The following is a 19716-nucleotide window of genomic DNA, read 5'->3' on the forward strand; positions in this document are numbered from 1 at the left end:
AGCGCGCCATGAAATTGCTCGTCCGTCACCAGACCGTCTATGGCTATCCCGCCTCGGCCGGCCGCGTCGCCATGCGGCTGAAGCTGGTGCCGGTCGATACGCCGGGCCAGAAGGTCCATGACTGGCAGGTCAGCATCAATGGTGAGGCGCTGACCAATTTCCGTCCCAATAGCTATGGCGAGATGGAGGCGGTGTGGGTCCGCCATGATAGCCTGAACGAGGCGGTGATCGTGGCCGAGGGGCTGGTCGAGACGCGCGAGACCCATGGTATTGGTGGCTTGCCGCAATGCCGGGTCGATGCCCGCTATTTCCTGCGCGACACGGCGCTGACCAGAGCGTCCGATGCGATCCGCGCCATGGTCGCCGCTCTTCCCGAGGGCGACGGGCCGCTTGCACAGCTCCATGCCCTGTCGGCCGCGATCAGCGATGCCGTTCAGTATCGGCCGGGCGTGACCGGCGCCGACACGACCGCGGCGCAGGCCTTCGCGCTGGGTGCTGGCGTGTGCCAGGATCATGCCCAGATATTCCTGGCCGGTGCGCGCCTGCTGGGCGTCCCGGCTCGCTATGTCTCGGGCTATCTGCTCGCGGCCGAAGGCGATCTGCTGCACGAAACCCATGGCTGGGCCGAAGCGCTGGTGCCGGGGCTGGGCTGGGTCGGCTTCGATCCGTCCAACCGCGTCTGCGTCACCGAACGCTATCTGCGCCTGGCTAGCGGCCTGGATGCCGATGAAGCTGCCCCGATACGGGGCTCCGTTACGGTCGCGGGCGATATCAGCATTGACGCCGATGTCCGGATCGCGCAGGCGGAAGACGGAGTCGAGGAACGGCAATTGCAACGCCAGCAACAGCAGAGCACGCCCACGCCCCGCTCCTAGGGTAGAGATAAGCAGGACTTCGGGGCGATGACCTATTGTGTGGCGGTACGCGTGGACCAGGGGCTGGTCATGCTGTCGGACACCCGGACAAATGCGGGCATGGACAATATTGCCCGCTTCCGGAAAAGCTTCACCTATCATGTCGAGGGTGAGCGGGCGATCACCTTGCTCTGTTCGGGCAATCTGTCGATCACCCAGGGGGTGAAGACGATGCTGTCGCGCGCGATCCGCGAGGCGGAGAGCGACCCGGAGGTCGAAACCATCCTCAATTGCGACACGATGCACCGTGCGGCGCAACTGGTTGGCGACGCGATGCGCACCATGCAGGGACGCTACCGCGAGAGCATCGCCATGGACGGATCGGCCGCCAGCGCCTCGATCATGATCGCGGGCCAGCGCAAGGGCGGCAAGCCGCGCCTCTATCTCATCTATTCGGCCGGCAATTTCATCGAAGCGACCGAGGACACGCCCTTCTTCCAGATTGGCGAGCATAAATATGGCAAGCCGATCCTCGACCGCATCATCCAGCGCGAGACGAGCCTGGAGGATGCGACCAAGGCGGTGCTGGTGTCGATGGATTCAACCCTGCGCTCCAACCTGTCGGTCGGCATGCCGCTCGACCTCACCGTGATCGAGACCGACACGTTCGACTTCCGCGTCCGCACCCGGATCGAGGCGGACAATGAGGAATTCGCCATGATTTCGCAGGGCTGGTCCGCCGCCCTGCGCAAGGGGTTCGAGGATCTGCCCAACGTCCTCGACTAAGGGTAAGGTGAGGCTCTAACCCGCCACCTCCATCAACATGGTCGCGACCGCCTCCGGCTCGGTGATCATCAGGTCATGGCCGGTATCGATCTCGAAATTGCGATGGCCTTCGAGCTGGCGGGCGCGTGCCGCGTCCGGGCTGTTCTGCAGCGCATGGGTGCAATTGATATTGGTGCGCGGCAGGCGAAAGGCGGCGTCGCCATTTTCCAGCCGTAGCGGCTGGCCGAAGCATTTCCACGGATGCGGCGTCAGCCGCGCCTCGGTCCAGGCGACATCGGCCGGATCGGTGATGCCGAAGAACCCCGCCATGCCGGGGAAAGGCCACATCACCAGTTCGATCCCGTCGACGGTGCGGCCCATGGCACGGGTCGGCTCCATCTGCGCCGGTGCCACTATTTCCAGCGATTCCCCGTCCCTAGGATGGGCGGCGTCCAGATAGACCAGCTCGCGGATGCGCTCGGCCGCACGATCGGCGACACCGGTGATCACCATCCCGCCATAGCTGTGCCCGACCAGAATGACATCCTCCAGCCCCTCGAACGTCATCAGCGCCACCACATCCTGGATATGCGTGTCGAGATCGATGTCGGCGTTGAGCAGATGGGCGCGCTCGCCAAGGCCGCTCAGCGTCGGGCAATGGACCTCATGCCCCGCCGCGCGCAGCCGCCGCGCGACCTTCTGATAGCACCAGCCGCCATGTCCCCCGCCATGCACCAGCACGAATGTCGCCATGCTCCGTCTCTCCCATTATCCATCGATCTGCTATTTGTGATACATAATGGATCATAGGGCAACGCGGCTTGTGCAACGCCTCGGCGATGCTGCGCCTCAACCTTTGGCCGTCCCAAGCAAATCTCCTGCCCAACTCCTGCTTGCGTGGGGGCTGGCAGGGCCTATCTCTGGCGGCCACACGAATCGCAGCTGGAATTATCGATGACCGCCACCCACTCCACCCGCATGCTCATTCTCGGTTCCGGCCCGGCCGGCCTGTCCGCCGCCATCTATGGCGCGCGCGCCGGCCTGGCGCCGATCGTGGTGCAGGGCATGCAGCCGGGCGGGCAGCTGACCATCACCACCGACGTCGAAAATTATCCGGGTTTCAAGGATGTGATCCAGGGCCCCTGGCTGATGGAGCAGATGCAGGCCCAGGCCGAACATGTCGGCGCGCAGATGATGTATGACCAGATTGTCGACGTCGACCTGTCCGAACGTCCCTTCAAGCTGAAGGGCGACAGCGGCACCCTCTATGTCGCCGACACGCTGGTCATCTGCACCGGTGCCCAGGCCAAGTGGCTGGGCGTCGAGGGCGAGGAGCATCTGCAGGGCAAGGGCGTCAGCGCCTGCGCCACCTGTGACGGCTTCTTCTATCGCGGCAAGAAGGTCGTGGTCATCGGCGGCGGCAACACCGCGGTCGAGGAAGCGCTCTACCTCACCAATCACAGCCATGACGTGACCCTGATCCACCGCCGCGACTCGCTGCGCGCGGAAAAGATCCTGCAGCAGCGCCTGCACGCCCATCCCAACATCAAGGTGCTGTGGAACAAGGCGGTCGACAAGTTCGTCGGCGGCGGCACGCCCGAAGGTCTGGTCGGCGTCGATCTGATCGACACCGTCACCGGCGAGAAGTCGCATGTGCCGACCGATGGCGGCTTCGTCGCGATCGGCCACCACCCTGCGACCGAATTGTTCGACGGCAAGCTGCCGCTCGATGAAGGCTATATTGTGGTAGAGAAGGGCACGACCCACACCGCCATTCCGGGCGTCTTCGCGGCCGGCGACGTGACCGACAAGATTTACCGCCAGGCGGTGACTGCGGCCGGCATGGGCTGCATGGCCGCCCTCGACGTCGAACGCTTCCTCGCCGAAGCCGACTTCGAGCAACTGGTCGAAGCGTAAGAAAAGAAAGGCTGGGCCGGAAACGGCTCAGCCCGAACTTTTTTGGAAAGGGCGACTTTCAGCCCAGCTTGGCGCGCAGGAAGGCGACCAGCGTGCCGAAGGTCTCGAACGTGTCGCCGTCGATATCCTCATCCTCGATCAGGATGTCGAAGCGATCTTCCATCTCGGTGAGCAGGCCGGCGACGGCCATCGAGTCCAGCTCGGGCAGGGCGCCGAACAGCGGCGTGTCGGCCTCGAACGCATCGGCCCGCTCCTGCGACAGGCTCAGCACGTCGCGCAGCAGCGCCCGCACCAGGGTTTCGATATCGTCTGTCCGGTCGACCGGCTGAGTGGTTTGCGCCCGCATGATGGCGGCTATCTAATGGCTCGCCGCCTATCCGACAAGCGCGGAAATGCAGGTGCGCGCGGCGGGAATCCAGCTGGATGCGCGGCGCGGATTGAACAGGTCGATCTGGTAGAGGGGAATGCGCTCATCCATCCATTCGCGCTTATAGTCATTGTCACCGGTGCCATAATCGATCGTTGCGACCCGATCCTGGTCGATGGCATGGGCGAACATCGCATGGCTCAGCAAGGTGCCGGGCGATCCTTCGTCCTGGGTGCTGTCATGGGCCAGCTTGTGGATCAGCGCCGTGCCATGTTCCACCGTCCATAATTGTGTCGCCACGGCGCGGCCGTCCAGTCGGGCAAAGCCCAGCCGCAAGGTGCCGGCATCGCTTTCCCGCTGCGCCAGGACGCGCAGGAAGTTGAGGCCAGGCTCGGGTGCCTTCCAGCTATGCGCCTGCACATCGACATAATCCTGCCACAGCGTATCGGTCAGCTTGTTGTGGATGCTGAGGTCGTAACGCTCCTGCCGGGCCTTGCGCCGCACCTGGTTGCGCAACCGGCCGGGGCGCTGCGCCCAATAGCTGGCGAAATCCCGGCCATCGACATGCAGCAGATATCGGCCGCCCATCGGCCGCTGCACCGCGAACCAGCCGGCGCGGCGAAAGGCGCCGATCAGCGAGCCGGGCAGGGCAAGGGGATAGAGGTTGATCTGCGCCTGTTCGCGCAGCAGATGGCGGGCGATATTTTCCAGCAGCCGGGCCTGTTGCCGCGCGTCCGGCTCCCCGAGAAAAATGGGGCTCCAGGCGAAACTATACCAATTGGCAAGGGCAGTTAGGCGACGAGCCGAGGGCGCGAGAAGGAACAACCAGGCCTCGCAGGCGTCCTCTGTCTGTTGGAACACCCTGAGCGGGGTGTCGCCAAGGCAAAGGGGGTGCAATGTTTCAAACCAGTCCAGCCGGTCGAACAGGCTGTCGATATGGGCGCGGTCCATCCGGCCGCCGATCGCCGACCGCACTTCCGACAGCGTCCGATATTCCCTTGGGACCAGCAACCTATTATCTCCCGGCACCTTAGCTGCCCTTAGGACCTAATTCTGGACATGACGTTAAGCGACCCCCTGTTGGCTTCCAAGGCGCCAATCGACGATGCGGATGTGCAGCCGATAGACCATCTGCTGCTGCGTGGCGATCCGGAACGGCCGGCGCTCGCAGGGCGATCGGGCGCGCAGGATTATGCCGAACTGGAACAGGCGCTTGGTCGTCTTGCCGGATGGCTGGCGGGCTTCGGCCTCGCGCCCGGCGCGCGGGTGGCGAGCTGGGTGGCCAAGGGGCCGGTCGCGGCGCTGATGCCGCTCGCCGCGCCGCGCGCGGGGCTTGTCCATGTCCCCATCAATCCGCTGCTCAAACATGCGCAGGTCGCCCATATCCTGGCCGATAGCGGCGCGGCGCTGCTGATCGGCACGGCCAGCCGCCTGTCGACGCTGGCACCCGGCGATATTCCGGCCGGCTGTCATCTCCATCGCGAGGATGATGCGGCGGCGGGGATGAGCGGCGGCGCGGCATTGCCGCCGTCCGATGCCGCGCCCGATGCTCTGGCCGCCATCCTCTATACCAGCGGATCGACCGGCCGGCCCAAGGGGGTGATGCTCAGCCACGCCAATCTCTGGCTCGGTGCGGTGTCGGTGGCCCATTATCTGGGGCTGGCGCCGGAGGACCGGACGCTGTGCGTGCTGCCCTTCAGCTTCGACTATGGCCAGAACCAGCTGCTTTCCACCTGGTATGCGGGCGGCTGCGCCTATCCGCTCGATTATCTGACCCCGCGCGACGTGGTGAAGGCGGTCGATCGCTGGGACATCACCACCCTGGCCGGGGTGCCGCCGCTCTGGGTACAACTCACCGAACTGGACTGGCCGGCGGAGATCGCGACCAAGCTCCGGCGCCTGACCAATAGCGGCGGGGCACTGACCCGGCCGCTGGTCGCGCGGCTGCGTGCGCTGTTCCCGCAGGCCGATCTCTATCCCATGTATGGCCTGACGGAAGCCTTCCGCTCCACCTATCTGTCGCCCGCGCTGGTTGACAGTCACCCGGATTCGATGGGGTCGGCCATTCCTTTTGCCGAGATATTGGTGGTCCGTCCCGACGGCTCGCTGGCCGAGGATGACGAGCCGGGCGAACTGGTCCATGCTGGCCCGCTGGTGGCGCAGGGCTATTGGCAGGATGCGGCGCGCACGGCCGAGCGCTTCAAGCCCGCTCCGTCCGCCGCGCGCCATGGCGGCACCGCCGTATGGTCCGGCGACACCGTCCGCCGCGACGCGGATGGGCTGCTCTATTTCGTCGGCCGCGACGATGCGATGATCAAGTCGGCCGGCAATCGCATCAGCCCGACCGAGATCGAGGAGGCGGCGGTCGCCGTCGCTGGCGTGGCGGAGGCTGTCGCTCTTGGCGTCAGGGATGAGCGGCTGGGGCAGGCGGTGCTGCTGCTGCTGCGCGCCGCCGATCCCGCTATATCCGCGGCTGTTGCCGCCCATCTGAAGGCCGAACTGCCCAATTTCATGCAGCCGCGCGAGACGCTAGTGCTTGCACAGTTCCCGCGTAACCCCAATGGCAAGATCGATCGAGTCGCGCTGGCCAAGGAGTATGCGTCATGAAGCCCATGGGCCCCATTCCCGCCTGGTTTGCCGAAGAAGAAGGCATGCTGCTGATCGGCGGCTGCGGCGCGGCGAGCCTGGTCGACGAAGCGGGCGACACGCCGCTGTTCGTCTATGACATGGGGATCATCGAGGCGCAGGTCCGCCGCTTCCGCGAGGCGATCCCCAAGAAGATCGATCTGCATTATGCGATCAAGGCCAACCCCTATGCGCCGCTGCTCTCGCGCATGGCGGGGCTGGTCGACGGGTTCGATATAGCATCGGGCGGTGAACTGGCGATGGCGTTGGAGGCCGGCATGGACCCGGCGCGGATCAGCTTTGCCGGGCCGGGCAAGCGCAATGACGAACTGGAAGCCGCCATCCATGCCGGCATCACCATCAACCTGGAGTCCGAGGGGGAGGGCGCGCGCGCGCTGACCGTGGCGGAGCGTCTGGGGAAGGTGCCGCGCCTGGCCGTGCGGGTGAACCCGGATTTCGACCTCAAAGGGTCCGGCATGCGCATGGGCGGCGGCGCCAAGCCCTTCGGCGTCGATGCCGATCGCGCGGCCGCGCTGGCGCGCGCGATGATCGATGGCGGCGCGGACTGGCGCGGCTGGCATATCTTCGCCGGCAGTCAGGCGCTCGATCCGATGGCGATCATCGAGACCCAGGCGGCAACCATCGATCTGGCGGCGCGCCTGTCCGACGCCGTCGGCGCTGCGCCGCCGCTCGTCAATCTGGGCGGCGGTTTCGGCATCCCCTATTTCCCCGGTGACGAGCGGCTGGACATCCGGCCGATCGGGGTCGCGCTCGACACCGCGCTCAACGCGCTGCCCGATATCCTGACCGACAGCGCATTCGCGATCGAACTGGGCCGCTGGCTGGTGGGGGAGGCAGGCATCTATCTGACCCGTGTCGTCGATGTGAAGCAGAGCCAGGGCGAAAGCTTCGTCGTCGTGGACGGCGGTTTGCACCATCAACTGGCTGCCAGCGGCAATTTCGGCACGGTCGTGCGGCGCAACTATCCGATCGCGGTGGCCAACCGCTTCGGGCGCGAGCCGACCACCCAGCCGGTCAATGTCGTGGGCTGCCTTTGCACGCCGATCGACCGGCTGGGCGAAAAGGTGGCGCTGCCGCCAGTCGATGTCGGCGATTTCATCGCGATCTTCCTTGCCGGTGCCTATGGCGCGTCGGCGAGTCCCGCGGCCTTTCTTGGCCACCCAAGTCCTCGTGAACTATTACTTGGCTAATCCAAGTCCGACAGCAGGCCTAACCCTATCTTTACCCTTTTTGGGCATGACGAGGATGAAGCCATGGGCCTGCACGCGATCATTTTTTCCGATCGCGCGTCGGCTATGATGGTATGAAGGGGTGAATTTTATGCGTTTCCAGCGGATTTCCAGGCTCCTGATCGGTGCATCGCTGCCTGCGGTGGCCCTGTCGGGCTGCGCTTCGACCGGCTCCGCGCCGCAGCTTCCCCCCGCATCCTTCGTCGCGACCCAGGAAGGGCCGGGCGAGGAATATATCATCGGCCCGCTCGATAACCTGACCATCTTCGTCTGGCGCAACCCGGAACTGGGCGCCAAGGTGCAGGTGCGTCCCGATGGCCGCATCACCACGCCGCTGATCACCGACATGCCGGCCGTCGGCAAGACGCCCAAGATGCTGTCGGACGACATCAAGCTGGCGCTGACCCAATATATCGAAAATCCGCTGGTATCGGTGATCGTCGACAATTTCTCCGGCACCTACAGCCAGCAGGTGCGGATCGTCGGCGCGACTGAAAAGCCGGCCTCCATCCCCTATCGCGCGAACATGACGCTGCTTGACGCCATGATCTCGGTCGGTGGCCTCAGCGAATATGCGTCCGGCAATCGCGCCCGGCTGGTCCGCTTCGACAAGGCCAGCGGCAAGCAGAAGGAATATCAGGTCCGCATCGGCGACCTGCTCAAGAAGGGCGACACCAAGGCCAATGTCATGCTGGCGCCCGGCGACGTCATCATCATTCCCGAAAGCATGTTCTGATCATGGCGGGTCTGTACGACGAGCTGCTGGTCCTTCTCCACGGCATATGGAGCCGGCGCTGGATCGCGCTGGCCGTGGCCTGGGGCGTGTGCATGCTGGGCTGGCTGGGCGTGTCGCTCATCCCCAATGGCTATGAATCCAAGGCGCGGGTCTATGTGAACACCCAGTCGCTGCTGGAGGACAAGATCGGCATCACCCAGGTCCAGTCCCAGCAGGATCTCGACCGGGTGCGCCAGACGCTGCTGAGCGCGGAAAATCTGGAAAAGGTCGTGCGCGGCACTGACCTTGCCCAGACCATTTCCGGGCCGCGCGACGTGGCGGGCAAGATCACCACCCTGCGCGAACATATCACCGTGCTGGCCCAGGCGGACCCCAGCATGATCGACATCAGCGCGACCTCGGCCGACAGCGGCCTGTCGGATGGCGCCAATGCCCGCATCGCCCAGCAGGTGGTGCAGAAGCTGATCGACATCTTCCAGGAAGAAAATCTGACTGGCGGCCGCACCGAAACCCGCCAGAGCCTGGCCTTTCTCGACCAGCAGATCGCCGGTCGCGGCAAGCAGCTCGAAGCCGCCGACAAGCGGCGCGTCGAATTTGCCCAGCGCTATGCCGGCGTGCTGCCGGGCGCCGGCACGATCAGCCAGCGGATGGATGCGGCTCGTCTGGAGATCAACAATATCGATGCCCAACTGGTGCAGGCGCAGAGCGCGCTCAGCGCAATGAACGGCCAATTGGCTGGCACCCCGGCGACCCTGCCGGGCGTGGCGGTCGGCGGCGGTGCATCCCCGCTGGCCCAGGCCCAGGCCGAACTCGCCGGCATGCGCGCGCGTGGCTGGACCGCCAGCCATCCCGACGTGATCGCCGCCCAGCGGCAGGTCGATAATCTGCGTCGCCAGGGCGGCGCCAATGGCGCGGCCGCTGCCGGCACGCCCAATCCCGCCTATCTGTCGATCAAGTCGATGCAGGCCGAACGGGCCGCCACCGTGCAGGCGCTGTCGACCCGCAAGGCGCAGCTTCAGGCCGATCTCAACACCATGACCGCGCATCAGATCGATGAGCCGGGCGTGGCGTCCGAACAGGAAAAGCTGGATCGCGACTATGCCGCGCTCCAGACCCAATATGACAAGCTGCTCGCCGACCGCGAGGAAATCCGCCTGCGTGGCGACGTGAAGACCGAAACCGGCGCGGTGCAGTTCAGCGTGCTTCAGCCCGCCAGCCTGCCGACGGCGCCGGCTGCGCCCAACCGGCCGCTGCTGCTGCTGGGCGTGCTGATCCTCGGCATCGGCGCCGGGATTGGCGTCGCTTTCGCGATCGGCCAGCTCAAGGGCACCTTCCCGACGGCCGCCCGTCTGGAACGGGCGGTGGGCATTCCGGTCGCCGGGTCGATCACCCAGGTTGCCAGCACGGCCCAGGTCGCTCTCGACAAGCAGCGGATGAAATGGTTTGCGGGCGCCAGCGGCGGCCTGGCGGCCCTGTGCCTGTTGTTGATCGTCGTCGAATTCATCCAGCGCGGTACGGCGTGAAGGAGCCTGATCCCATGAACCAGCATAGCCCCATCAAGGGCCGCGGCTCGCTGATCGAACGCGCCACCGAGATTTTCGATTTCCAGGCGGCCCTGCGTGGTCGTGCGGCGCCGGCCGTCGATGTGCCGGCCGATGCGCCGCCACCGCCGCCGATGTTCGATCCCGCGCCGCAGGCGCCGGCCCCGGTCGCGTCCGATGAAGCGCCGATCTTCCGCGCACAGGCCTGGACCAGCCCGGCCCAGCCGGTCGATCGCGACCGACTGACCGAAGCCGGCTTCCTGGTGCCCGGCGCGCCGGTCACCGCGATGAGCGAGGAGTTCCGCCTGCTCAAGCGCGGGCTGCTGACCCATCTTCAGGACAATCCGCGCGGCAACCGCATCCTCCTCTGTTCGCCCCATAGCGGCGAGGGGAAGACCTTCTGCGCGATCAACCTGGCGCTCAGCCTCGCGGCCGAACAGGATCGCGAGATTTTGCTGGTCGATGCCGATTTCGGCAATCCGGGCATCCCCGAAACGCTGGGCCTGCAGGCCGGGCCGGGGCTGATGGATGCGCTCGCTGATCCGCTGGTCGCGATCGAGGATTGCGTACTGCGCACCGACATTCCCTCGCTGTCGGTCCTGCCGGCGGGCCAGCGCAGCCATGCCGACACCGAATATCTCGCCTCCGCGCGCACCGAGATGCTGCTGCAACGGCTGACCGAGGGGCGGCCCGATCGCATCATCGTGTTCGATTCCCCGCCCTTGCTCGCGGCCTCGCCCGCCGCCGTGCTGGCCAGCCATGTCGCGGTCGCGCTGTTGGTGGTGCGCGCCGACAAGACATCGGAAAGCGCACTGCGGGAGGCGGCCGCGTTGCTCAAGGGCGGGGCGCAGGTCCAGTTGCTGCTCAACGCCGTCCGCTACACCGGCGGCGCCCGTCGCTTCGGTTCCTATTATGGCAAGGGGGAGGCGGGATGACCGCGCGCGCCCTGATCGCCGGCACCTCGCTGCTGGTGCTTGCCAGTGTCAGCGCACCGGCGCTGGCGCAAGTCACGCCTGCGTCGACCAGGAAGGTCGATGTCACGCCTTATCTTGGTATCGACCAGGTGGTGATGGTGCCGCTCAAGGGCGACGGCGATGTCGTGACCTACACCAATCTCACCGCCGGCGTGACGGTGGAAGTCCAGACCCGCCGGCTCAATGCCGCCGCGGACGTACAATATATGCACAGTTTCGGCTGGGGCCACGCAACCGATTCCGACGTGCTGAGCGGTATCGCCAACGCCGGCTACAAGCTGACCCCCGAACTCACCCTGCAGGCCGGCGGCATCGCCTCGCGCGTGCGCACCGACGGCTATTCGGGCGCTGCGGCGATCGACAACCGTTTTACCAGCCAGATCTGGGGCGGCTATATCGGGCCCAGTTACGCCACGAAGGTTGGCGATCTCGACATCAAGGCTTCCTATCGGCTGGGCTATGCCCGCGTCGATGACGATGTCGATGTGAATGTCCCCGGCGCCGCGATCGCCAATGGCTCCTTCGCACAAAGCTGGTCGCATGATCTGAACGGTTCCGTCGGCTTTGCGCCGGGCACCATATTGCCGGTCGGCCTGACCGCCAGTGCCGGCTATAGCCGCGAGGATGCCAGCCAGCTCGATCAGCGGTTCGAGGATGTCTGGGGCCGGGTCGATGCGATCATGCCGGTCTCGCCCACGGTCGCGCTGCTCGGCGGCATCGGCTATGAGGATATCGAGATCAGCCAGCGCGCGCCCTTGCTGGACGAGGATGGCGTGCCGATCATCCGCAATGGCCGCTATGTCACCGACAAGAGTTCGCCGCGCGAACTTTATTATGATTTCGGCGACCTGATCTGGGATGTGGGCGTGCTGTGGCGGCCCAATCGCCGCACGTCGCTCAAGGCGACGGTGGGCGAACGCTATGGCGGCATGTCCTATCAGGGCCAGTTCACCTGGCAGGGGCGCAATAGCAGCATCGGCATCGCCGTGTTCGACGGCATTGAAAGCTTCGGCCGGATGATCACGGCGGATGCGGCCGCCTTCACCGGCACCAACCTGATCGTGCCGCGCAATCCCTTCACCGGTGATCTCACCGGCTGCGCCTTCTCGCCGACCGGCGGGGGCGAATGTTTCAACGATGCGCTGGCCGGCATCACCGGCGCCAATTTCCGCTACCGCGGCGTCGCCGGCCAATATTCCACCCGACGCGGCCCCTGGGGCTTTGGTCTGGGCGGCGGCTATTCCAACCGCAAGTTCATCACGCCGACGACCCAGAGCGTGCTGATCAGCGGCACCCGCGACCAGAATTGGTATGGCAATGGCACCGTCACCTACGCGTTCAACGATCGCGATTCCCTGGATACGGCGGTCTACATCAATTATTTCGATGCCAGCGGCGCGCGCGCCGATGTCTTGAACTATGGTGCCTTCACAAGCTATTTCAGGGGCTTGACCAGGAAACTTACGGCATCGGCTTCGCTTGGCGTCGATGCGGCGAAGGCGGATGATTTTGACACGCTGATCAACGCGATGGGCCAGGTCGGCCTGCGTTACAGCTTTTAAGGAAATTCGGGCTATAACGGCGTCTGTACGACGCCGGTCGGCCGGATGGAGACGACAGATGTACGATCAGTTCTATGGATTGCAGGGACGCCCGTTCCAGCTGACGCCGGACCCGCATTTCTATTTCGAGAGCACGACGCATCGCAAGGCACTGTCCTATCTGGGCTATGGTCTGGCGCAGGGCGAGGGCTTCATCGTCATCACCGGCGACATCGGCGCTGGCAAGACGACGCTGGTCGGCCATCTAATGAGCACGATCGACCCGGCGCGCCTTACCGCGACCAAGATCGTGTCGACCCAGGTCGAGGGCGATGACATGCTGCGCCTTGCCGCGCAGAGCTTCGGCCTGGCCACCGACGGCGTCGCCAAGGCGCAGATATTGCGCCAGATCGAGGCCTATTTGCAGGGCCAGGCCCGCGCCGGCCGCCGTTCGCTGCTGATCGTGGACGAAGCGCAGAACCTGCCGGTCTCGGCGATCGAGGAACTGCGCATGCTGTCCAACTTCCAGTTGGGCGGCCAGTCGCTGCTGCAGATATTCCTGCTCGGCCAGCCCGAATTTCGCGACCTTGTCCGGTCGCCCGAGCTGGAGCAGCTGCGCCAGCGCGTGATCGCGACCCATCATCTCGACCCGATGCTGCCGCAGGAAGTCGAACCCTATATCAGCCATCGCCTGACGCTCGTCGGCTGGACCGGCAATCCCTATTTCACCGACGATGCGCTTGACGCCATCTATGCCGCCACCGGCGGCGTGCCGCGCCGCATCAACGCGCTGGTCAGCCGCGTGCTGCTGCTGGGCGCGCTGGAGCAACTGACCGAGATTGACGGTCAGGCGGTCCAGGCAGTGATCGAGGATATGGGCGTGGACGAGGATGTCAGCGCCGAACCGATCGCGCCGTCCGTGCTGGATACCGCTGGCGAAACCGCGCCGGAACCGATCGCACCGGCCGAACCGGTCGCCGCTGCCCCCGCACCGCAGGCGGTTGCCTGGCAGGCGCCGGCGCAGCCCGATCTCGTGTCGCCCGCCGTGCATGAGGAGATCGAGGCGCTGCGTGCCGAGATCGCCGCCCTGCGCGCGATGCAGAACCATGCCTCCTATGCCGCGCCGACGGTCGATCCCGAAGCGCTCAAGGGCTGCTTCGCCTTGATCGAGGAGCGCCTGTCGGGTCTCGAATTTCGTGTCGAGGAACAGGATGCGGCGTTGCGCCGCGTGCTGACCCTGCTGGTCGACTGGGTCGAGCGCGACGAACGCGCCGCCGATCCGGAGCGTAACGCCGCCTGATCGCGCCCGCGCGGCAACACCGGGACAAGATCATGATGCACAATGCCCTGTCCGTCGATGTCGAGGACTGGTTCCAGGTCGGCGCCTTCGAGCGGACGATCGACCGTTCCGATTGGGAGGGGCTGACGCATCGCGTCGAGCGCAACACCGATGCGGTGCTGGACCTGTTCGCGCAGGCCGGCGTCACCGCGACCTTCTTCACGCTGGGCTGGGTCGCCGAACGCTATCCCGCTTTGATGCGCCGCATTGCCGAAGCCGGGCATGAAGTCGCCAGCCATGGCTATGACCATGCCCGCGTCTTCACCTTCACGCCCGAACAGTTTCGCGCCGACCTGCGCAAGTCCCGCGCAATCCTGGAGGATGCCAGCGGGCAGAAGGTGTCGGGCTATCGCGCGCCCAGCTTCTCGATCGATCCGCGCACGCCCTGGGCGCATCCGATCCTGGCGGAAGAAGGCTATGCCTATTCCAGCAGCGTCGCGCCGATCCGGCATGACCATTATGGCTGGCCCGACTCGCCCCGCTTCGCCTGGAAGCCGGTGGCGGGATCGGAGCTGCTCGAACTGCCGGTCACCACGGCAAAGCTGGGCCAGCGCACGCTGGCGGCCGGCGGCGGGGGCTTTTTCCGCCTGCTGCCCTATGGCTTTTCGCGCTGGGCGATCCGCCAGGTGAACGGCCAGGCGCAGCGGCCCGCGATCATCTATTTCCACCCCTGGGAAATCGACCCGGATCAGCCACGCGTCGCCGGCGCGCCACTGCGCTCGCGGGTGCGCCACTATACCAATTTGTCCGTCATGGCCGCCAAGCTGCGCCGCCTGACCCAGGATTTCGCCTGGACCCGCGTCGACGCGCTGGTTGCGCAGGAAGCGGCGCGCGCCACATGATCGCGGGCAACCGGGCCGATCTGGCGATCACCACGCTGGACCTCAAGGATCCGGCGCAGGCGCAGGCGGCCGATGCCTATGTGCTGGCTCATGGCGCCAGCACGCCCTTCCATCGTCCGGCCTGGCTGATCGCGATCGAGCGGGCGACCGCGAACCGGGCGCTGATGCTCGCGGCGGTCGCGCCATCGGGCCAGATTTGCGGCCTGCTGCCGCTCCAGCATGTGCGCAGCCGCCTGTTCGGCCAGGCGTTGGTGTCCGCCGCCTTCGCCGTCGATGGTGGCATATTGGCCGATGATCCGGCCGTGATCGCCGCCCTGGCTGCTGCTGCCCAGAATGAGGCGCGGGCACGCGGAGATGCGCCGGTCGAACTGCGCGGCGGTGTCGCACCGGGGGAGGGGTGGCGCGTCTGCGAGGGCGAGCATGTCGCCTTCGTCCGCCCGCTTGCCGCCGATGAAGAGGCCGAACTACTCGCCATTCCGCGCAAGCATCGCGCCGAACTGCGCAAGGCGCTCGCCAATCCCGCGCTCAGCGTTGATCATGGCCGCTCCTCGGCGCATCTGCGCGACCATTATCGCATCTATGCCGAATGCGTTCGTAACCTCGGCACCCCGGTCTTCCCCGCGCGCCTCTTCCGCGAGGTAATCGCCGCCTTTGGCGCGGACGCCGACATCAGCATCGTGCGCGATGGCGATCGCCCGGTCTCGGCGGTGCTGACCCTCTATCATGGCGACCGGGTGATGCCCTTCTGGGGTGGTGGCGGCGCCGATGCCCGCCGGCTGCGCTCCAACGAACTCATGTATTACCGGCTGATGGGCCATGGCCGCGCGCGCGGTGCGGGCCGGTTCGACTTTGGCCGGTCCAAGGTCGGCAGCGGCCAGGCCGCCTGGAAGAAGAGCTTCGGCTTCGATCCGCAGCCGCTCGTCTATTATGACTGGTCGCCCACCGGCCAGTTGCGCGACGTCAGCCCGACCAGCGCAAAATATCAGCGGCGGATCGAACTGTGGAAGAAATTGCCGCTGCCGGTCGCCAATCTGCTGGGGCCGATGATCAGTCGGGGCCTCGGCTGATTACCATATATTCAGCCCTTTGGGCCTATGCCGGTGCCAGGGTACTGAGGGAATGACCAGATGAATGCGATTGTCGATCTGAGCGTCATCGTCGGAGAGGCGCGCCTGTCCGATCCGGCTGTCGTGGCGGAAATCGATGCCTGGGTCTGCGCCCAGCCGGGCTCGACGCCCTTTCATCGACCGGCCTGGATCATGGGCGTGGAGGCCGGCACCGGCCAGAAGGCGATCATGCTGGTCGCCCGCACGCCCTCGGGCGAGATCAACGGCGTGCTGCCGCTCACCCATATCCGTTCGGCCCTGTTCGGCAAGGCGCTGGTCGGCAGCGGATTCGCTGTCGATGGCGGCATCCTTGCGTCCCACCGCAAGGCGATCGCCAGGCTGGCCGATGCCGCCTGGTATCAGGCGGAAAAGCTCGGCTGCGACACGCTGGAGCTGCGCGGTGGCGAAGCGCCCGGCGGCGCCTCATGGCAGAACAAGGCCGATGCCTATCTCGGTTTCTCGCGCGCGCTTGCCGCCGATGACGAAGCGGAACTGAAAGCCGTGCCCAAGCGCCATCGTGCGGAAATCCGCAAGGGGCTGGGCAACGACCTCAATTTCGAGACCGGGCACGACCAGCGGCTGCGCGACATCCATTATCGCCTCTATTGCCAGAGCGTCCATAATCTCGGCACGCCGGTCTTCCCGCGCGCGCTGTTCGATGCGATCCTCGACCGTTTCGGGGCGGATGCGGACATTGCCATGGTATCGAAGGACGGCAAGCCCCTGTCGGCGGTCATCAGCCTCTATCATGGTGGTGCCTGCATGCCCTATTGGCATGGCGCCGGGCTGGAGGCGCGGGCGATGCGCTCCAACGAAGTCCTCTATTTCACCCTGATGCGCCAGGCCCGCGAGCGCGGCCTCACCCATTTCGATTTTGGCCGCTCGAAAGTCGGCACCGGTCCCGCCGCCTGGAAGAAGACCTGGGGGTTCGAGGGCGATCCGCTCGGCTATCATCTGCGCACCGCGCCGGGCAAGGAGACGCGTGACGTCAACCCGCTCTCGCCCCAATATCGGCGCAAGGTGGAATTGTGGAAGAAGCTGCCGCTGCCCGTCGCCAACCTGATCGGTCCGCATATCGCGCGGGGCCTTGGATGACGGGCGAGTTGCTTTTCCTCTGCCATCGCATCCCGTTCCCGCCCGACCGGGGCGACAAGATCCGGTCCTATCATCTGCTCCAGCGGCTGGCGCAGATGGCGCCGGTCCATGTCGGCTGCTTTGCCGATGATGATCGCGACATGGGCTTTGCTCCGGATATGGCGCAACTGACGGCCAGCCAGTGCGTGTTGATGCGCGACCGTTCGCGCATCGTCGCCGGCCTCTCGGGTCTGGCGCGCGGCCAGTCGCTGCTGGTGTCGCTGTTCGATCATCCGGACCTGCATCGCTGGGTCGCCCAGGTCATGGCCGAACGGCCGATCCGCGCCGTCATTGCCTATTCGGCGCAGATGGCGCATTTCGTGCCCATGCTGCCGGCGGGGGTGCGGTTCCTGATGGATTTCGTCGATTTCGATTCGGCCAAATATGCCGCCTATGGCGCGCAGGGTTCCGGCCCGATGGGCTGGATCAACCGGCGCGAGGGCCGCGTGCTGCTCGATTTCGAGCGGCAGGTCGCGACCCGCGCCGATATCTGCAGCTTCGTCAGCGAAGCCGAAGCGGCCTTGTTTCGCGATGCCTGCGGCCTCGGTGCCGACCGGATCGTAGCGCTCGAAAATGGCGTGGCGCTCGACTATTTCGACCCGGCGGCCGATTTTCCGGCCGTCGAGAAGGGGGCAGGGCCGGTGATCGTGTTCACCGGCCAGATGGACTATCGCCCCAATGTCGAGGCGGTCGAGAGTTTCGCGCGCCAGACGCTGCCCGCCATCCAGGCCGTACGCCCCGATGTGCGCTTCGCCATAGTCGGCCGCAACCCGTCGAAGCCGGTGCAGGCGCTCGCGGATCTGCCGGGCGTCATCGTCACCGGCGGCGTGCCCGATGTGCGCGGCTGGCTGGCCGCCGCCGATCTGGTGGTCGCGCCGCTGCGCATCGCGCGCGGCATCCAGAACAAGGTGCTCGAAGCCATGGCGATGGCCCGTCCGGTCGTCGCCTCGCCCCAGGCCGCCGAAGGCATTGATGCGGTCGATGGCCGCGATTTCCTGGTCGCGGATGACCCGGCGGCCGAAGCCGAGACGATCCTGTCGCTGCTCACCGATCCGGCGCGAGGAACGCAGCTCGGCCTTGCCGCCCGTCGCCGTGTCGAGGACCGCTATCGCTGGTCGGCGACGCTCGGCGGTCTGCCCGACCTGCTGCTCGGCGCGTCGGGCAAGGCCGATCCGCAGGCCGCATGACCGATCGCGCCCGTTCCCTTGCCGACATGCCGCGCATGGGCCTTGCCGGCTGGCGTGGTCATCTGACCGCGCTGGGCGTGGTGGCCGCCGCCATCCTGACGCTCTTCTTCGACGATCTCTATTCGATGGTCTCGATCTGGTGGAACGCTTCCACTTTCGGCCATTGCCTCTTCATCCCGATCCTCATCGCCTGGCTGGTGCAGCAGCGTCTGCCCGGCCTGCGCCAGCTGGATCCGGTCGCCTGGCCGCCGGGCCTGATCTGGCTTGGCCTTGGCGCCTTTGTCTGGCTGCTCGGCGCGGCGGCGGGCGTTGCGATGGTCCGCCATGGCGCGCTGGTCCTGATGCTTCAGGGCGCGGTGATCGCGCTGCTCGGGCCGATGGTGGCGCGCGCCTTGCTTTTCCCGCTCTTCTACGCCTTCTTCATGGTCCCCTTCGGTGAGGAGATCGTGCCGCATCTTCAGCTGGTGACGGCGCATCTGTCGATGATGTTCCTGACGCTGGCCGGCGTGCCCGCCCATATGGAGGGCATCTTCATCACCACCCCGACCGGCTATTTCGAGGTGGCGGAGGCCTGTTCGGGCGCCAAGTTCCTGATCGCCATGACAGCCTATGGCGCCTTGGTCTGCAATGTCTGCTTCCAGAGCTGGCCGCGTCGCATCCTGTTCATGGCCGGGGCGCTCACCTTGTCGGTGCTGGCCAATGGCGTGCGCGCCTTCGCCACCATATTGGTCGCCCATCTGACCACGGTCGATGCCGCCGTCGGCTTCGACCATGTCGTCTATGGCTGGGTGTTCTTCGCGATCATCATGATCATCGTGATGGCGACCGCCTGGCCCTTCTTCGATCGCAAGCCCGGCGATCCCTGGTTCGATCCCGTGCCGCTGCAGCGCCTTGTCCGGCGGCAGGCGCCGGCCGGCATGATGGCGGCGATCGCACTCGGCATCATCGTTGCCGCGCCGCTGTGGCTGGCGGCCACCGCGGCCACTGCCCGGCCGCTGCCATCGCGCATCGATCTGCCGGCGGTGCCGGGCTGGACCCGCACCAGTGCGGCCCAGACCTACCCCTGGAAACCGCGCTTCGATGGCGCCGATCATTTCATCTCTGGCCGCTTTGCCGACGCGCACGGACAGGTCGTGGACCTCGTCGTCGCCGCCTTTGACCGGCAGGAGGACAAGCGCGAACTGGTCGGTTTCGGCCAGGGCGCGGTCGACCCCGACAAGGAATGGACTTGGTCCTCGCCCGCACCGGCGCCCGCCGAAGCGCGCGGCGAGCAGATCACCGGTCCCGGCCCGCTCGTCCGCCATGTCGTCAGCTTCTATGTGGTGGGGCAGGGCGCGCCGACCGGCAGCAAGCCGGAAGTGAAGATCCAGACCATGCTCGCCCGCCTGCTCGGCCGCGATCCGCGCTCGGTCGCGATCCTCGTTTCCGCCGAAGAACATCCCGGCCATTCCTCCGACGCGGCGATCGCCGCCTTCCTGCGCGATCTGGGCAATGTGAAGGAATTGGCTGACCGCAGCGCGGGCATAGGCTAGGACCGT

Annotated in this window: 18 protein-coding genes; 15 read left to right on the forward strand and 3 right to left on the reverse strand. The window is 66.1% G+C overall.

All coding sequences use genetic code 11. The annotated features are described in order from the left end of the window. Nucleotides 1-8: 8 nt before the first annotated feature. A complete protein-coding gene (locus BRX37_RS11805) occupies nt 9-875 on the forward strand; it encodes a transglutaminase family protein (RefSeq protein ID WP_010339931.1) in 867 nt (288 codons plus the stop codon). Between the two features lie 27 nt (nt 876-902). After that, on the forward strand, nt 903-1640 hold the full coding sequence (locus tag BRX37_RS11810) for a proteasome-type protease (RefSeq protein WP_004212142.1): 738 nt from the start codon (nt 903-905) through the stop codon (nt 1638-1640). A gap of 15 nt (nt 1641-1655) precedes the next feature. Here BRX37_RS11810 and BRX37_RS11815 read toward each other — a convergent pair whose 3' ends face one another. Continuing rightward, nucleotides 1656-2372 carry an alpha/beta hydrolase gene (locus BRX37_RS11815; RefSeq protein WP_125987141.1) on the reverse strand — a complete coding sequence of 239 codons (717 nt, stop codon included), beginning with the start codon at nt 2370-2372 and terminating at the stop codon, nt 1656-1658. Nucleotides 2373-2573: 201 nt separating this feature from the next. On the opposite strand from BRX37_RS11815, the gene trxB reads away from it, so the two are divergent. Further along, on the forward strand, nt 2574-3536 hold the full coding sequence (gene trxB, locus BRX37_RS11820; protein ID WP_004212146.1) for a thioredoxin-disulfide reductase: 963 nt from the start codon (nt 2574-2576) through the stop codon (nt 3534-3536). A 58-nt stretch (nt 3537-3594) separates the two neighbouring features. Here the strand turns inward: trxB and BRX37_RS11825 are convergent, their stop codons facing one another. Both BRX37_RS11825 and BRX37_RS11830 read right to left on the reverse strand, forming a co-directional pair. Continuing rightward, nucleotides 3595-3882 (reverse strand): acyl carrier protein, encoded by a 288-nt coding sequence (locus tag BRX37_RS11825; protein ID WP_125987143.1) that lies wholly within the window; start codon nt 3880-3882, stop codon nt 3595-3597. Nucleotides 3883-3909: 27 nt separating this feature from the next. After that, nucleotides 3910-4914: a GNAT family N-acetyltransferase gene (locus BRX37_RS11830; RefSeq protein WP_125987145.1), complete on the reverse strand. Its 1005-nt coding sequence runs from the start codon at nt 4912-4914 to the stop codon at nt 3910-3912. A 48-nt stretch (nt 4915-4962) separates the two neighbouring features. On the opposite strand from BRX37_RS11830, the gene BRX37_RS11835 reads away from it, so the two are divergent. The 12 genes from BRX37_RS11835 to xrtA all read left to right on the forward strand — a co-directional run bounded on the left by BRX37_RS11835 (nt 4963) and on the right by xrtA (nt 19710). Continuing rightward, on the forward strand, nt 4963-6510 hold the full coding sequence (locus BRX37_RS11835; RefSeq protein ID WP_125987147.1) for an acyl-CoA ligase (AMP-forming), exosortase A system-associated: 1548 nt from the start codon (nt 4963-4965) through the stop codon (nt 6508-6510). After that, nucleotides 6507-7739 carry a pyridoxal-dependent decarboxylase, exosortase A system-associated gene (locus BRX37_RS11840; RefSeq protein ID WP_125987149.1) on the forward strand — a complete coding sequence of 411 codons (1233 nt, stop codon included), beginning with the start codon at nt 6507-6509 and terminating at the stop codon, nt 7737-7739. Before BRX37_RS11835 ends, BRX37_RS11840 begins: the two co-directional genes overlap by 4 nt. A 130-nt stretch (nt 7740-7869) precedes the next feature. Next, nucleotides 7870-8514, forward strand: a complete 645-nt coding sequence (locus BRX37_RS11845) for an XrtA/PEP-CTERM system exopolysaccharide export protein (protein WP_097382816.1) — start codon at nt 7870-7872, stop codon at nt 8512-8514. Between the two features lie 2 nt (nt 8515-8516). Beyond that, nucleotides 8517-10037 (forward strand): XrtA system polysaccharide chain length determinant, encoded by a 1521-nt coding sequence (locus BRX37_RS11850; protein ID WP_010339940.1) that lies wholly within the window; start codon nt 8517-8519, stop codon nt 10035-10037. A gap of 14 nt (nt 10038-10051) precedes the next feature. Next, nucleotides 10052-10990: an AAA family ATPase gene (locus tag BRX37_RS11855; RefSeq protein ID WP_125987151.1), complete on the forward strand. Its 939-nt coding sequence runs from the start codon at nt 10052-10054 to the stop codon at nt 10988-10990. Then, on the forward strand, nt 10987-12591 hold the full coding sequence (locus BRX37_RS11860; protein WP_125987153.1) for a TonB-dependent receptor: 1605 nt from the start codon (nt 10987-10989) through the stop codon (nt 12589-12591). Before BRX37_RS11855 ends, BRX37_RS11860 begins: the two co-directional genes overlap by 4 nt. 58 nt (nt 12592-12649) lie before the next feature. Then, entirely contained in the window at nt 12650-13870 is a 1221-nt protein-coding gene (locus BRX37_RS11865; RefSeq protein WP_037507928.1) for an XrtA/PEP-CTERM system-associated ATPase, read from the forward strand. Nucleotides 13871-13902: 32 nt separating this feature from the next. Next, nucleotides 13903-14751: an XrtA system polysaccharide deacetylase gene (locus tag BRX37_RS11870; protein ID WP_080993530.1), complete on the forward strand. Its 849-nt coding sequence runs from the start codon at nt 13903-13905 to the stop codon at nt 14749-14751. Next, nucleotides 14748-15818 carry a FemAB family XrtA/PEP-CTERM system-associated protein gene (locus tag BRX37_RS11875; RefSeq protein ID WP_125987155.1) on the forward strand — a complete coding sequence of 357 codons (1071 nt, stop codon included), beginning with the start codon at nt 14748-14750 and terminating at the stop codon, nt 15816-15818. Before BRX37_RS11870 ends, BRX37_RS11875 begins: the two co-directional genes overlap by 4 nt. A 60-nt stretch (nt 15819-15878) precedes the next feature. After that, entirely contained in the window at nt 15879-16952 is a 1074-nt protein-coding gene (locus BRX37_RS11880; protein ID WP_125987157.1) for a FemAB family XrtA/PEP-CTERM system-associated protein, read from the forward strand. Further along, on the forward strand, nt 16949-18178 hold the full coding sequence (locus tag BRX37_RS11885; RefSeq protein WP_125987159.1) for a TIGR03087 family PEP-CTERM/XrtA system glycosyltransferase: 1230 nt from the start codon (nt 16949-16951) through the stop codon (nt 18176-18178). The genes BRX37_RS11880 and BRX37_RS11885 overlap by 4 nt, the downstream gene beginning before the upstream one ends. Next, the gene (xrtA, locus tag BRX37_RS11890; RefSeq protein ID WP_125987161.1) at nt 18175-19710 is read left to right on the forward strand and encodes an exosortase A; all 1536 of its coding nucleotides are present in this window, start codon (nt 18175-18177) and stop codon (nt 19708-19710) included. Before BRX37_RS11885 ends, xrtA begins: the two co-directional genes overlap by 4 nt. Nucleotides 19711-19716 lie beyond the last annotated feature (6 nt).

It is taken from the genome of Sphingomonas sp. S-NIH.Pt3_0716 (assembly GCF_003950715.1).
In the GTDB taxonomy this organism is placed as follows: domain Bacteria; phylum Pseudomonadota; class Alphaproteobacteria; order Sphingomonadales; family Sphingomonadaceae; genus Sphingobium; species Sphingobium yanoikuyae_A.